This window comes from Pseudomonas sp. NFPP28 (assembly GCF_900115535.1).
GTDB classification, from domain to species: Bacteria; Pseudomonadota; Gammaproteobacteria; order Pseudomonadales; family Pseudomonadaceae; genus Aquipseudomonas; species Aquipseudomonas extremorientalis.
Map to the genome: position 1 here is coordinate 406,485 of NZ_FOWT01000002.1, position 13,377 is coordinate 419,861.

General features: G+C 62.4%; 13 protein-coding genes. 9 read left to right on the forward strand and 4 right to left on the reverse strand.

Translation table 11 applies throughout. The features are described 5' to 3' along the window. Window position 1 precedes the first annotated feature (1 nt). Both lpdA and BM110_RS07320 read left to right on the forward strand, forming a co-directional pair. A complete protein-coding gene (gene lpdA / locus BM110_RS07315; RefSeq protein WP_093124319.1) occupies window positions 2–1,381 on the forward strand; it encodes a dihydrolipoyl dehydrogenase in 1,380 nt (459 codons plus the stop codon). A 184-nt stretch (window positions 1,382–1,565) separates the two neighbouring features. Beyond that, window positions 1,566–2,585, forward strand: coding sequence for a branched-chain amino acid aminotransferase (locus tag BM110_RS07320; protein WP_071492093.1), 1,020 nt, complete (start codon window positions 1,566–1,568; stop codon window positions 2,583–2,585). A 69-nt stretch (window positions 2,586–2,654) separates the two neighbouring features. Here the strand turns inward: BM110_RS07320 and BM110_RS07325 are convergent, their stop codons facing one another. Next, window positions 2,655–3,539 carry a GNAT family acetyltransferase gene (locus tag BM110_RS07325; RefSeq protein WP_092244653.1) on the reverse strand — a complete coding sequence of 295 codons (885 nt, stop codon included), beginning with the start codon at window positions 3,537–3,539 and terminating at the stop codon, window positions 2,655–2,657. A 285-nt stretch (window positions 3,540–3,824) separates the two neighbouring features. On the opposite strand from BM110_RS07325, the gene ctlX reads away from it, so the two are divergent. The 7 genes from ctlX to BM110_RS07360 all read left to right on the forward strand — a co-directional run bounded on the left by ctlX (window position 3,825) and on the right by BM110_RS07360 (window position 9,728). After that, window positions 3,825–4,751 (forward strand): citrulline utilization hydrolase CtlX, encoded by a 927-nt coding sequence (gene ctlX / locus BM110_RS07330; protein ID WP_092244650.1) that lies wholly within the window; start codon window positions 3,825–3,827, stop codon window positions 4,749–4,751. Window positions 4,752–4,762: 11 nt separating this feature from the next. Then, window positions 4,763–5,809 carry an ornithine cyclodeaminase gene (locus tag BM110_RS07335; protein WP_093512956.1) on the forward strand — a complete coding sequence of 349 codons (1,047 nt, stop codon included), beginning with the start codon at window positions 4,763–4,765 and terminating at the stop codon, window positions 5,807–5,809. Window positions 5,810–6,035: 226 nt separating this feature from the next. Continuing rightward, window positions 6,036–6,815 (forward strand): ABC transporter substrate-binding protein, encoded by a 780-nt coding sequence (locus BM110_RS07340; protein WP_092244644.1) that lies wholly within the window; start codon window positions 6,036–6,038, stop codon window positions 6,813–6,815. A 164-nt stretch (window positions 6,816–6,979) separates the two neighbouring features. Beyond that, entirely contained in the window at window positions 6,980–7,681 is a 702-nt protein-coding gene (locus BM110_RS07345) for an ABC transporter permease (RefSeq protein WP_071492097.1), read from the forward strand. Next, entirely contained in the window at window positions 7,678–8,391 is a 714-nt protein-coding gene (locus BM110_RS07350) for an ABC transporter permease (RefSeq protein ID WP_065903984.1), read from the forward strand. Before BM110_RS07345 ends, BM110_RS07350 begins: the two co-directional genes overlap by 4 nt. 3 nt (window positions 8,392–8,394) lie before the next feature. After that, window positions 8,395–9,225 carry an ABC transporter ATP-binding protein gene (locus tag BM110_RS07355; protein ID WP_256575367.1) on the forward strand — a complete coding sequence of 277 codons (831 nt, stop codon included), beginning with the start codon at window positions 8,395–8,397 and terminating at the stop codon, window positions 9,223–9,225. 5 nt (window positions 9,226–9,230) lie between these two features. Beyond that, complete coding sequence (locus BM110_RS07360; RefSeq protein ID WP_016974875.1) at window positions 9,231–9,728, forward strand: Lrp/AsnC family transcriptional regulator; 498 nt, start codon at window positions 9,231–9,233, stop codon at window positions 9,726–9,728. A gap of 122 nt (window positions 9,729–9,850) precedes the next feature. Here BM110_RS07360 and BM110_RS07365 read toward each other — a convergent pair whose 3' ends face one another. From BM110_RS07365 to BM110_RS07375, 3 genes are all read right to left on the reverse strand, one after another. Then, window positions 9,851–10,684, reverse strand: a complete 834-nt coding sequence (locus BM110_RS07365; RefSeq protein WP_092244641.1) for a TIGR03915 family putative DNA repair protein — start codon at window positions 10,682–10,684, stop codon at window positions 9,851–9,853. Further along, window positions 10,681–11,901, reverse strand: coding sequence for a putative DNA modification/repair radical SAM protein (locus BM110_RS07370; protein ID WP_092244638.1), 1,221 nt, complete (start codon window positions 11,899–11,901; stop codon window positions 10,681–10,683). Before BM110_RS07370 ends, BM110_RS07365 begins: the two co-directional genes overlap by 4 nt. Before the next feature lie 66 nt (window positions 11,902–11,967). Beyond that, entirely contained in the window at window positions 11,968–13,305 is a 1,338-nt protein-coding gene (locus tag BM110_RS07375; RefSeq protein WP_093512958.1) for a lysine N(6)-hydroxylase/L-ornithine N(5)-oxygenase family protein, read from the reverse strand. Window positions 13,306–13,377 lie beyond the last annotated feature (72 nt).

A 13,377-nucleotide genomic window follows, 5' to 3' on the forward strand; every position in this document is an offset into this window, starting at 1 on the left:
CATGACGCAGACATTGAATACCACCCTGCTGATTATCGGTGGCGGCCCTGGCGGTTATGTGGCGGCGATCCGTGCCGGCCAACTGGGTATCCCGACCACCCTGGTGGAGGGTCAGGCGCTGGGCGGCACGTGCCTGAATATCGGCTGCATCCCATCCAAGGCCCTTATCCATGTGGCCGAGCAATTCCAGCAAACCGTGCACCACAGCCAGGGCTCACAACTGGGCATCGAAGTGGATGTGCCAACCCTGGACATCCGCAAGAGCGTGGAATGGAAAGACGGCATTGTCGATCGCCTGACCACTGGCGTCGCGGCGCTGCTGAAAAAGCACAAGGTGCAAGTGATCCACGGCTGGGCCAAGGTGGTGGACGGCAAGACCGTCGACGTCGGCGACCAGCGCATCCAGTGCGAACACTTGCTGCTGGCCACCGGCTCGAAAAGCGTCAACCTGCCAATGCTGCCGATTGGCGGGCCGATCATCTCCTCGACCGAAGCCCTTGCACCGAAAAGCGTGCCCAAGCGCCTGATCGTGGTGGGCGGCGGTTACATCGGTTTGGAACTGGGCATCGCTTACCGCAAGCTCGGCGCCGACGTGAGTGTGGTCGAAGCACAGGATCGTATCCTGCCGGCCTATGATGCCGAGCTGACGCAGCCGGTGAACGAATCCCTCAGGCAACTGGGCGTGAAGCTTTACCTCAAGCACAGTGTTACCGGTTTTGCCGATGGCAGCCTGCAAGTGCGCGACCCGAACGGCGACACCTTGTCGTTGGCCACTGATCAGGTGCTGGTTGCCGTCGGTCGCAAACCCAACACCCAGGGCTGGAACCTCGAAGCGCTGAACCTGGACATGAACGGCGCGGCGATCAGGATCGACAATCGCTGCCAGACCAGCATGCGCAACGTGTATGCCATTGGCGACCTGAGCGGCGAGCCGATGCTGGCGCACCGGGCCATGGCCCAGGGCGAGATGGTCGCCGAACTGATCAGCGGTAAGCATCGCGAATTCAACCCGGCGGCCATTCCGGCGGTGTGCTTTACCGACCCGGAACTGGTGGTGGTCGGCAAGACGCCCGACGAAGCCAAGGCCGCTGGCCTTGACTGCATCGTGTCGAGCTTCCCGTTCGCGGCCAATGGCCGGGCCATGACCCTGGAGTCCAAGACCGGCTTCGTGCGGGTGGTGGCACGCCGTGACAACCACCTGATCGTCGGCTGGCAAGCCGTGGGGGTGGGCGTCTCGGAACTGTCCACCGCCTTTGGCCTGAGCCTGGAAATGGGTTCGCGCCTGGAAGACGTGGCGGGCACCATCCATGCGCATCCGACCCTCGGCGAAGCGGTGCAGGAAGCCGCGCTGCGGGCGTTGGGGCACGCACTGCATCTGTAAAAACGCGGTGAGGCCATCGGGGGCAAGCCCCCTCCCACAAGGGGAATGCATTCCAAATGTGGGAGGGGGCTTGCCCCCGATAGCGGTGGATCGGTCACACCCAGTGGCTCCCACACAAGCCAAGAATGCAGTATTGTTGCGCCCATCCAGAAAAAAACCGACTTGACCAACGATAGAGGGTGTCATGGGTAACGAAAGCATCAATTGGGACAAGCTGGGTTTTGACTACATCAAGACCGACAAGCGGTTTCTCCAGGTCTGGAAAAACGGCGAATGGCAAGAAGGCACCCTGACCGACGACAACGTGCTGCACATCAGCGAGGGCTCCACCGCCCTGCACTACGGCCAGCAGTGCTTCGAAGGCCTCAAGGCCTATCGTTGCAAGGACGGTTCGATCAACCTGTTCCGCCCGGACCAGAATGCCGCCCGCATGCAGCGCAGCTGTGCACGCCTGCTGATGCCGCACGTGTCGACCGAAGACTTCATCGATGCCTGCAAGCAAGTGGTCGCGGCCAACGAGCGCTTCATCCCGCCGTATGGCAGTGGCGGCGCGCTGTACCTGCGCCCGTTCGTGATCGGCACCGGTGACAACATCGGCGTGCGCACCGCACCGGAGTTCATCTTCTCGGTGTTCTGCATCCCGGTCGGCGCCTACTTCAAGGGCGGCCTGGTGCCGCACAACTTCCAGATTTCCACCTTCGACCGCGCCGCGCCACAAGGCACCGGTGCCGCCAAGGTCGGTGGCAACTACGCCGCCAGCCTGATGCCGGGTTCCGAAGCGAAGAAAGCCGGTTTTGCCGACGCGATCTACCTGGACCCGATGACCCATTCGAAAATCGAAGAAGTCGGCTCGGCCAACTTCTTCGGGATCACCCACGACAATAAGTTCATCACGCCGAAGTCGCCTTCGGTACTGCCAGGCATCACCCGCCTGTCGCTGATCGAACTGGCCAAGACCCGCCTGGGCCTGGACGTGATCGAGGGCGAAGTGTTCATCGACAAACTGGACCAGTTCAAGGAAGCCGGCGCCTGCGGTACGGCGGCGGTGATCTCGCCGATCGGCGGCATCCAGTACAACGGCAAGCTGCACGTGTTCCACAGCGAGACCGAAGTCGGCCCGATCACCCAGAAGCTCTACAAAGAGCTGACCGGTGTGCAGACCGGTGACGTTGAAGCGCCGCAAGGCTGGATCGTCAAGGTCTGAGCCACCTGGAAAAACCCGCCATCTCAGGCTGTGTGAAAACGCAGCCTGGTCTGGCGGTTTTTTTCATTGTCAGGGGATATTCACCACTAGCTTCTTGCCCATGCTGATCCTGGGTTCCACCCCATACCCCAATGCCTCGTAGAACCCGACGACCCCCTCATTACCACTGGTGATCTGCAGGTTGATCTTCATGCAGCCCAGCGCCGTCAATACCTGTTCCGCATGCCGCACCAGCGACGATCCCAAACCCTGCCGCCGATAGTCCCCATGCACCGCCACTGAATACAGCCAGCCACGGTGCCCGTCGTACCCGGCCAGAATGGTCCCGATCACGGTTTTTTTGTCCGTCGCGACAAAGAACAGCCCATCGTCGACCGCCAGCTTCTTATCAATCGCCAGGGCGGGCAGGTTGTGCGCCGTTTCGTAGCCGAATGCCTCCTGCCATAACGCTACCACCTGCGCCCGGTGCTGACGGTCGCGATACGGCCCGATGGGATGCCGGGACAGCAGGGCCTTTTCCATCACCAACGTACGTTCGCTGCCGTGATAAACGTCGCGCACGGTGTGAAACCCCAATTTGGTGTAGAACGGCTCGGCGGTCAGCGATGACGGCACGCTCAGCACCGTCACCCCGGCTTCGCGGGCGCGTAGCTCAATCTCGATCATCAACAATCGCCCAATGCCCTGCCCTTGCAGCGCCGGGTTGACAAATACCGAGCGCACCACATTCGCATCCAGCGCTGCGGTGGCGACGATCACCTGATCCTGAATCGCTACCAGCACCACGCGTCGCTTGAGCAGTTCCAGCACCGCCTCCGGCGTGAAGTTAGCGGCAACCCGCGCAATCACATGCGCCGGATAGTCCCGCGCATTGCTGCTGTGCAGGGCGGCCAGGATGACCTGGCTGATGCCCTCGGCATCGGTGGCTTGGGCTAAACGAACGACGGTAGACATAATTCCTCCTGGCTGACACAGCTGCAACAAACACCACTCTACCCATGTGGGAGGGGGCTTGCCCCCGATAGCATGCTTTCAGATATAGATTTTCTGGCTGACCCACCGCTGTCGCGGGCAAGCCCCCTCCCACAGGTTGCGTGCATTTCACTCCGGCAGCCGATTCGGCTGCCATACCCCACTTTTCAGCTTTCCCGGCTGAACCACCCCTCGGTTTCAGCCGGGATTCATCCCGCACAACCCACAAAATACACCCACTGCTCACCCCATGGATGTCGTGCCCCCATGCAAACCACCAACACCGTCTTGATGATTCGCCCGGCGCGCTTTGCCTTCAACCCGGACACCGCGATCAACAACCGTTTCCAACGCCCGCCCCTCGACCCGCTCCACGCACAGCAGAAAGCGCTGGAGGAGTTCGACGGCTATGTCACCACCCTGCGCAATCACGGCGTGGAGGTTCTGGTGGTGCAGGACACCCCGGCGCCGCACACCCCCGACTCGATCTTCCCCAACAACTGGTGGAGCAGCCACGCCGACGGCAGCCTGGTGCTGTACCCGATGGAAGGCCAGAACCGACGACTGGAACGCGACAAAGGCGTGCTGCAAGTGTTGGAACAGCGATTTACGGTCAAGGACACCATCGACCTCAGCCACCTCGAACAACAGAACATCTTCCTCGAAGGCACCGGCAGCATGGTGCTCGACCGCCAGCACCGCATCAGCTACGCCTGCCACTCCGGGCGCACTCACCACGACGCCCTGCGCCAGTTCGCCGAACGCCTCGACTACCAGCTCTGCGTGTTCCATGCGGTCGACCGCCACCACGCGCCGATCTACCACAGCAACGTGATGATGAGCGTCGGCCGCGACCTCTCGGTGGTGTGCCTGCAAGCCCTGCCGATTGCCGATGAGCGCCAGGCCCTGGAGCGCTCCCTGCGCGACACTGGCAAGGACATCGTCGCCCTCGACTTCGACCAGTTGGAAGCCTTCGCCGGCAACATGCTCGAAGTCCACGACCGCGACGGCCAGCCGCTGCTGGTGATGTCGGCCAGCGCCTGGGGCGCCCTGCAACCGACCCAGCGCCAACACATAGAACGCCACACCCGGCCGGTGGTGGTGAACATCGACAACATCGAACGCATCGGCGGCGGCAGTGCCCGCTGCATGCTGGCGGAAGTGCACCTGCCCGCCCGTCCCTCATTTCAATAAGGAGTCTTTCCATGACCCGCTATATCGACGTCAACGATCTCTGCTACCTGGTCTCGCAAAAAGGCCTGCCCACCTGCATCACCGAGATGGCCGAGTACATCCGCGCCGATTACCTGCGCTGGCAGGATTTCGAGAAATGCGCGCGCCTGGCCAACCACTCGCCGGACGGCGTGATCGAGCTGATGCCGGTGTCCGACGCGTCGCTGTATGCGTTCAAGTACGTCAACGGCCACCCGAAAAACACCCTGGCCGGCATGCTCACCGTGATGGCCTTCGGTGCGCTGGGCGATGTCGATACCGGCCTGCCGGTGCTGCTGGCGGAAATGACCCTGACCACCGCGATCCGCACCGCCGCCACCTCGGCGCTGGTCGCCCGCTACCTGGCCCGCGAGAACAGCCGCAGCATGGCGCTGATCGGCAACGGCTCGCAGAGCGAATTCCAGGCCCTGGCCTTCCACGCCATGCTCGGCATCAATGAAATCCGCCTGTTCGATATCGACGCCAAGGCCACCGTCAAGCTGGCGGCCAACCTCAAGGCCTTCCCGGCAATCAAAGTGATCCTGGCCGGCAGCGTGGCCGAGGCCGTCAAAGGCGCCGACATCGTCACCACCGTCACCGCCGACAAGGCCTACGCCACCATCCTCACCGACGACATGATCGAACCCGGCATGCACCTCAACGCCGTCGGCGGCGACTGCCCAGGCAAGACCGAACTGGACCGACGTATCGTCGAGCGCGCCCGCGTGATCGTCGAGTACGAACCACAAAGCCGTATCGAAGGTGAAATCCAGCACATGCCGGAAGATTCGCCGGTGACCGAGCTGTGGCAAGTGATCAACGGCCAGCAGCCAGGCCGCGAGAATGCGCGCCAGGTCACGCTGTTCGACTCGGTGGGTTTCGCCATCGAAGACTACTCGGCACTGCGCTACGTAATGGACGTCGCAAAAGCGCTGGATGTGGGCAGCACACTTGAACTGGTGCCGGACCTGGCCGATCCCAAAGACCTGTTCGCACGCCTGGCCCGGCAGCCCGGCGTACAGCAGAAAAGGCGTGCCTGAGACCGCTCTGGCCTGCTGCTTTGCGTCGATGGCAGGCCGGTTTTTCAGGGATGAAAAGCCGATTCAGCGGGTGTCACAGCCGATTCCGCTGCATTGCCAGTTTTAACAGCGCAATTCGCGCTTTGTGCACGGGGTAAACGACACAAAAAACGCACCATCATGAAGCATTCTCTGCTCCCAGTTATTCACTGCCCTGACATCAATTACAAAATATAGGGACCTGCACATGACTCCATTGCGATCACTCTTCGCCGCGCTGCTGTTGCCACTCTGCGCAAGCGCCGCCCACGCCCAGGACTGGAAAGAAATCCGCTTCGGCGTATTCCCCGAATACCCACCCTTCGAATCGGTGGCCGCCGACGGCAGCCTGCAAGGCTTCGATATCGAGTTGGGCAACGCGATCTGCGCCAAGCTCGAAGTGAAATGCACCTGGGTCCACAACGAATTCGACGGCATGATCCCGGCCCTGCGTGCGCGCAAGTTCGACGCGATCATGTCGTCCATGGCCGTCACCCCCGCCCGTGAAAAAATCATCGACTTCAGTGACCGGCTGTTCCTCAGCCCGACCTCGGTGATCACCCGCAAGAGCGCCGACTTCGGCGACACCCCGCAATCCCTCAAGGGCAAGCAGGTCGGCGTACTGCAAGGTTCGTTGCAGGAGGCCTATGCCCGTGCGCACCTGGCCAGGCTTGGGGCGCAGATCAAGGCGTACCAGTCCCAGGACCAGAACTACGCCGACCTGCAGAACGGCCGCCTCGACGCGACCCTGACCGACAAGCTCGAAGCCCAGCTCAACTTCCTGTCCAAGCCCGAAGGTGCCGACTTCAAGACCGGCCCGGCCTTCAAGGATCCGACCCTGCCCCTGGACATCGCCATGGGCCTGCGCAAGAACGACCAGGAACTGCGCACGCTGATCAACAAGGGTATCGCTGCCGTGCAGGCGGATGGCACTTACGCGCAGATCCAGAAGAAGTACTTCGGTGATCAGGATATCTACCACGAGTGACCCCCTTGCCCTCTGTGGGCTCTGGCTTGTGTGGGAGGGGGCTTGCCCCCGATAGCAGTGGATCAGCTGATACAGGTGTCACTGACATACCCTCATCGGGGGCAAGCCCCCTCCCACAAAAAGCCTCTCCCACAGTAAATCTGTGCGCCAACGAGACTCTTCCCATGAATGAATTCCTCAACTTGCAGGGCTACGGCCCGATGCTCGCCCAGGGTGCGTGGATGACGCTCAAGCTGTCCTTCCTCGCCCTGGCCCTGAGCCTCGCCCTTGGCCTGATCGCCGCCGGCGCCAAGCTCTCCAGCGCCAAATGGCTGCGGGTACCGGCCACGCTCTACACCACGCTGATCCGCAGCGTGCCGGACCTGGTGCTGATCCTGCTGATTTTCTACAGCCTGCAACTGTGGCTAAACGACCTGAGCGAAATGTTCGGCTGGGGCTACTTTGAAATCGACCCGTTTACCGCAGGCGTCGTCACCCTGGGCTTCATCTACGGCGCGTATTTCACCGAGAACTTCCGGGGCGCGATCCTCAGCGTGCCGGTCGGCCAACTGGAAGCGGCGACCGCCTATGGGCTGAGCCGCTGGCAGCGTTTTCACCTGGTGCTGTTCCCGCAGCTGATGCGCTTTGCCCTGCCGGGCCTGGGCAATAACTGGCTGGTGTTGCTCAAGTCCACGGCGCTGGTGTCGATCATCGGCCTGTCGGACCTGGTCAAGGCCGCGCAGAACGCCGGCAAGACCACCAACGAGCCGCTGTACTTCCTGATTCTCGCCGGCCTGGTGTACCTGGTGATCACCACCCTCTCCAACCGCATCTTCAAGCGCCTCGAACGGCGCTACAACCTCGGCATCAAGGGGATGGCGCGATGATCGAACTGTTCCAGCAATACGGCCTGGCCTACCTGTTCAGCGATGGCGCGGGGCTGTCCGGCGTGGCCATGACCCTGTGGCTGTTCATCATCTCGGTGGTGTTCGGCTTCGTGCTGTCGATTCCACTGGCACTGGCGAGGGTTTCCGAGCACTTCTGGCTGCGCTGGCCGGTAGAGGTCTACACCTACCTGTTCCGCGGGACGCCGCTGTATATCCAACTGCTGATTTGCTACACCGGGCTGTACAGCCTGGAAGTGGTGCAGGACAACGCCTTGCTCAACCAGTTTTTCCGCAACGCGCTGAACTGCACCCTGCTGGCCTTCGTGCTCAACACCTGCGCCTACACCGTGGAAATCTTCGCCGGGGCGATCCGCAATATTCCCCACGGCGAAATCGAAGCGGCCCGCGCCTATGGTTTGCATGGCTGGCGGCTGAACCTGTTTGTGGTGGTGCCGGCGGCCTTGCGCCGCGCATTGCCGGCCTACAGCAATGAAATGATCCTGATGCTGCACGCAACCTCCCTGGCGTTTACCGCCACCGTCGCCGACATTCTCAAGGTGGCCCGCGACGCCAATGCCGAGACGTTCCTGACGTTCCAGGCCTTCGGCATCGCCGCCCTGCTCTACATGCTGCTGTCCTTTGCACTGGTGGGCCTGTTCCGACTGGCCGAACGTCGCTGGATGCGTTTTCTTGTTCCTACCCGAGGCTAACCCATGAATCAGTCCGCGCAGGCCCTGGCCACTTATCCCGTTGAAGAACCCGTTGCCACACCCGCCACCGCCGCTATCAAGCTGCAAGTCGAAGGCATCCACAAACGCTACGGCGAACACGAAGTGCTCAAGGGCGTATCGCTGAATGCGCGCAATGGCGATGTGATCAGCCTGATCGGCGCCAGCGGCTCCGGCAAAAGCACGATGCTGCGCTGCATCAACTTCCTCGAACAGCCGGACGCCGGGGTGATCACTCTGGACGGCATCAGCATCGAAATGCAGCAAGGCCGCGCCGGCACCCGCGCGCCGCACCAGGCCCAACTGCAGAACCTGCGCACACGCCTGGCCATGGTGTTCCAGCACTTCAACCTGTGGAGCCACATGACCGTGCTGGAAAACATCACCATGGCCCCGCGCAGGGTGCTGGGCGTGAGCGCCGCCGAGGCGGAAAAGCGCGCACGCCTGTACCTGGACAAGGTCGGCCTGCCGGGCCGCGCGGCGGATCAGTACCCGGCGTTCCTGTCCGGCGGCCAGCAGCAGCGCGTGGCGATTGCCCGGGCCTTGGCGATGGAACCGGAGATCATCCTGTTCGATGAGCCGACTTCCGCGCTCGACCCAGAACTTGTAGGAGAAGTCCTCAAAGTCATACAGACGTTGGCCGAGGAAGGTCGTACCATGCTGATGGTCACCCACGAAATGGGCTTTGCCCGCCAGGTGTCCAGCCAAGTGCTGTTCTTGCACCAGGGCAAGGTTGAGGAACAAGGCGACGCCAGGATCCTCGACCACCCCAGCAGTGAGCGCCTGCAGCAATTTCTTTCCAACCGTTTGAAGTGAAACCCATGGATACCAAGGCCAACGGACCCCATTCCTCCCCTGCGCTGGACCGCATCGATGAAGCCATTATCGAAGTGCTGCGCCATCAGGGGCGCATCACCTACGAAAAGCTCTCGTCGCTGGTACACCTCACGCCCCGGCCCTGCCTGGAACGGGTGCGCAAGCTGGAGCGGCGCGGGGTGATCCGTGGGTATGGGGCGATCATCGATGTGCAGATGGTCTCGCCAGGCTTGTCATTGCTGGTACTGGTGGCCTTGTCCAACCAAAGCGGGCGCTCGGCGCAAAAGGCCTTCGAAGCCTGTGTGAAGGCCTGCCCGCAGGTGTTCGAATGCCAGCTGATCAGCGGGCCGTTCGACTACAGCCTGCGCATGCGTTGCCGGGACATGGAGCATTACCGGGTGTTGACAGAGACCTGGCTGAACAATGATGAGTTGCACATCGATAAGTTGGTGGCGCATCCGGAATTGGCAGTGGTCAAGAACACCGCCACCGAGTTGGCCTGAACTTATCTCTCCAAAACACTGCCGATCGAATGTGGGAGGGGGCTTGCCCCCGATAGCAGTGTGTCAGTCTATGCATCTGTGACTGACACTCCCTCATCGGGGGCAAGCCCCCTCCCACATATTCAACCCTGCCCGCTTAAGATTCTCTTGCCAGGCTTGGTGCCAATCAGCCTGGCCTGCCCATCCTTCTGCTTTCCCGTCCGCGCCTCGCTGATCAACCCCGGTATCAACTTGCCCTCCGGCAGGTTCTTCCAGAACCGGCTGGGCAAATGCCCTTCCATCACCTTGGGGTTCAACCGTGCGGGGTTGAAGATATGGCTGTAATAGGTCAGCCACATCGCGCTATGGGGGTCCTCGACATTCTGCGCCAACTGCCGCCACGCCTCGGGGCACTCGCGCTGGTGGATCAACTGCTCGCCATCGTAGTAAACCCCATCCAACGGCGTGGCGATCATCCAGCGATGACGGCCCATGCGCCCGATAAAATGTTGGCTGGCGGATTTCAGGATGTCATGGGCCGGTTCATGCCAGGCCACGTATTCCGGCAGTTCCGGCCCCGCTCCCGCCGGCAGCGCGATAAACCGCACAAATGCATGCAGGTGGTGCGCCTCGCGGCTGACCTGCTTGATCCGCCGCTGCAACTCGCTGCCCAGCTTGTCCCCGGCCAGCATCGCGGTGCGGTCGCCATGGCTGACGCGCCACAGCACCTCATACAGCAGGCTCCAGCGTTGGTCGCCGTGGTAGCAGGCAGCCGATTCCAGCAGTTCCAGCAGGGCCTTGGGCACTCGCGTCTGGAAAGGCCCGGGCGCCTCGGGAATCGACTGGTCAGTGGCAAACAGGTCCGCCACCTCCGCCTCGCCCCAGCTCACCTGACTGGGGTCGACCTGATGGCTGAGCAGCCAGCGTGCCTGGTCGCGCCAGGTGGCGAACAGGTTGTCGCATTCCAGGCTGATCACCCCCACAACCCCATCTGCTCGGGTTGCGGGCGGTCGCGCAGTTGCTCGCGCAACAGCACGCTGGTGCTGTCGGCCTGTTGCGGATGGTAGTCGCTGGTGATGAAAAACGGCTTGGCCTTGGCCAGCACGCAGCGCATGCGCGCCAGGTCTTCGAAGCGGATCTTGCGTTCGCGGCGCAGGTCCACCAGGCGCTGGGTGGTGCGCAGGCCAATGCCTGGAATGCGTGCGATCAAGGTCGGTTCGGCGCGATTCAGGTCCAGGGGGAACACATCGCGGTTGTCCAGGGCCCAGGCCAGCTTGGGGTCGATGTCCAGGGCCAGGTGGCCGGGGCCTTTGAACAGCTCATTGGCGTTGAACCCATAGCTGCGCAACAGGAAATCGGCCTGGTACAAGCGGTGCTCGCGCATCAGCGGCGGCGCGGCCAGGGGCACGCTTTTCGGGCTGTTGGGGATGGGGCTGAACGCCGAGTAATACACGCGACGCAGCTTGAAGTTGCCGTACAACGCCTCGGCACCGTGGAGGATGGTGCTGTCATCGGTGTCGTCGGCGCCGACGATCAGTTGCGTGCTCTGCCCGGCCGGGGCAAAACGCGGTGCACGCGGTTCGTTGCGGACCGTCTGCTCGCCAGTGTAGATGGTCTGCATGGCCTGCTTGATCGAGACGATCTTTTTTTCCGGCGCCAGGGTCTGCAGGCTGGCCTCGGTGGGCAGCTCGATGTTCACGCTCAGCCGGTCGGCATAGCGCCCGGCCTCGGCGATCAGCGCCGGGTCCGCGTCGGGAATGGTCTTGAGGTGGATATAGCCGCGAAAGTCGTGTTCTTCGCGCAGCAGCTTGGCCACGCGCACCAACTGCTCCATGGTGTAGTCGGACGAACGGATGATGCCGGAGCTGAGAAACAGCCCGCTGACGCAATTGCGCCGATAGAAATCCAGGGTCAGGGTCACCACCTCCTCCGGGCTGAACCGTGCGCGTGGCACGTCGCTGGAGCGGCGGTTGACGCAGTACTGGCAGTCGTAGAGACAGAAGTTGGTGAGCAGCACCTTGAGCAACGACACGCAACGCCCGTCCGGCGTATAGCTGTGGCAGATGCCCATGCCATCGGTGGAACCCAGCCCCGTCTTGCCCTCGGAACTGCGCTTGGGCGCGCCACTGCTGGCGCAGGACGCGTCGTACTTGGCGGCGTCGGCGAGAATGCTGAGTTTTTCGATCAACTGCATGGAGGGCTACCGATACTGGTTTTTTGTACAGTATCAGGCAGCCCTCCCGGTCACAAGCGCAGTTGGTCAGCTGGCGGTGGCAAGCAACAGGTCCTGCACCGAGCGCCCCTTGCCGCGCCCACGGTCCAGGGCATACAACGACGCCGCAATTTCATCGGCGCGGATCGGCAGCACCGACAGCAAGGTGTCGCTCAAACCGTGGCTGGCCTGGCTGAAACCCTGGATGTAGATGCCGGCGTTGCATCGCTCGTCGGTGACGATGCGGTAGTCGCGCGCCACATCGAAGTCGCCCAGGTAGTCTTCCAGCGGCGCGAGCAAGGCGCGGTGCGTCTGGCGCTCGTAGCCGGTGGCCAGGATCACCGCGTCGTAATGGTTGAGGCAGGTTTCGCCGTTGGCGTTGTTGCGTAGAGCCAACTCGATGCCCAGCGGGCCCGGCGTGGCCTTCTCGACCACGGTCATGGTGCGGAACGCCTGGCGGGCGATGCCGGAAACTTTCTGGCGGTAGAAAATGCCGTAGATGCGCTCGATCAGGTCCAGGTCCACCACCGAATAGTTGGTGTTCTGGTACTCGGCCACCAGGCGCTCGCGATCGGCGCCCTCCTGCTGGAACACCAGGTCGGTAAAGGCCGGCGAGAACACTTCGTTGACGAACGGGCTGTCATCGGCCGGCTTGAGCGCCGAGCCGCGCAGGATCATGTCGACCTGCACCGACGGGAAGCTGTCGTTCAGGTCGATAAAGGCTTCGGCCGCACTCTGGCCGCCGCCGATGATGGCGATGCGCATGGCCTTGCCGTCGACACACGGCTGGCTGGCCATGCGCTCCAGGTATAGGGAATGGTGGAACACCCGGCTGTCGCCTTTGAGCGCGTTGAACGCCTCGGGAATACGTGGCGTGCCACCGGCGCTGACCACCACCGAACGAGTGGTGCGCACATGCTGCTCGCCCAGGGCATCGCGGGAGATCACGCGCAGGGCTTCGACCTGCTGCTGGTGCAGGATCGGCTCGATGGCCAGCACCTCCTCGCCGTAGCGCGCCTGGGCCTGGAACTGGCCGGCGACCCAGCGCAGGTAATCGTTGTACTCCATGCGGCACGGGTAGAAGGTGCCCAGGTTGATGAACTCCACCAGGCGGTCGTGGGCTTTCAGGTAATTGACGAAAGAGTACGGGCTGGTGGGGTTGCGCAGGGTCACCAGATCCTTGAGGAACGAGATCTGCAGCTCGCTCTGGGTGACCAGGGTATTGCCGTGCCAGCGGTAGTCGGCCTGTTTGTCCAGGAACAGTACGTCCAGTTTGCCCTGGGCCTTTTCGCGCTCCTGCAGGGCGATGGCCAGCGCCAGGTTCGAAGGGCCGAAACCGATACCGATCAGGTCGTGAACCGCGGGCGAAGCAATTGCCTGTGTCATTCCAGTGTCCTCTGGATAAGCCCCTTGGCGGTGGGGCGGGAATACCTTTCAAGGCCTGCACATCAGGCCGTG

Bases quoted from the DNA above. Each gene is read 5' to 3' on its own strand.
- lpdA (WP_093124319.1), top strand. From the start codon at position 2: ATGACGCAGACATTGAATACCACCCTGCTGATTATCGGTGGCGGCCCT.
- BM110_RS07350 (WP_065903984.1), top strand. From the start codon at position 7,678: ATGATCGAACTGTTCCAGCAATACGGCCTGGCCTACCTGTTCAGCGAT.
- BM110_RS07320 (WP_071492093.1), top strand. From the start codon at position 1,566: ATGGGTAACGAAAGCATCAATTGGGACAAGCTGGGTTTTGACTACATC.
- BM110_RS07340 (WP_092244644.1), top strand. From the start codon at position 6,036: ATGACTCCATTGCGATCACTCTTCGCCGCGCTGCTGTTGCCACTCTGC.
- BM110_RS07355 (WP_256575367.1), top strand. From the start codon at position 8,395: ATGAATCAGTCCGCGCAGGCCCTGGCCACTTATCCCGTTGAAGAACCC.
- BM110_RS07345 (WP_071492097.1), top strand. From the start codon at position 6,980: ATGAATGAATTCCTCAACTTGCAGGGCTACGGCCCGATGCTCGCCCAG.
- BM110_RS07370 (WP_092244638.1), bottom strand. From the start codon at position 11,901: ATGCAGTTGATCGAAAAACTCAGCATTCTCGCCGACGCCGCCAAGTAC.
- ctlX (WP_092244650.1), top strand. From the start codon at position 3,825: ATGCAAACCACCAACACCGTCTTGATGATTCGCCCGGCGCGCTTTGCC.
- BM110_RS07375 (WP_093512958.1), bottom strand. From the start codon at position 13,305: ATGACACAGGCAATTGCTTCGCCCGCGGTTCACGACCTGATCGGTATC.
- BM110_RS07325 (WP_092244653.1), bottom strand. From the start codon at position 3,539: ATGTCTACCGTCGTTCGTTTAGCCCAAGCCACCGATGCCGAGGGCATC.
- BM110_RS07335 (WP_093512956.1), top strand. From the start codon at position 4,763: ATGACCCGCTATATCGACGTCAACGATCTCTGCTACCTGGTCTCGCAA.
- BM110_RS07360 (WP_016974875.1), top strand. From the start codon at position 9,231: ATGGATACCAAGGCCAACGGACCCCATTCCTCCCCTGCGCTGGACCGC.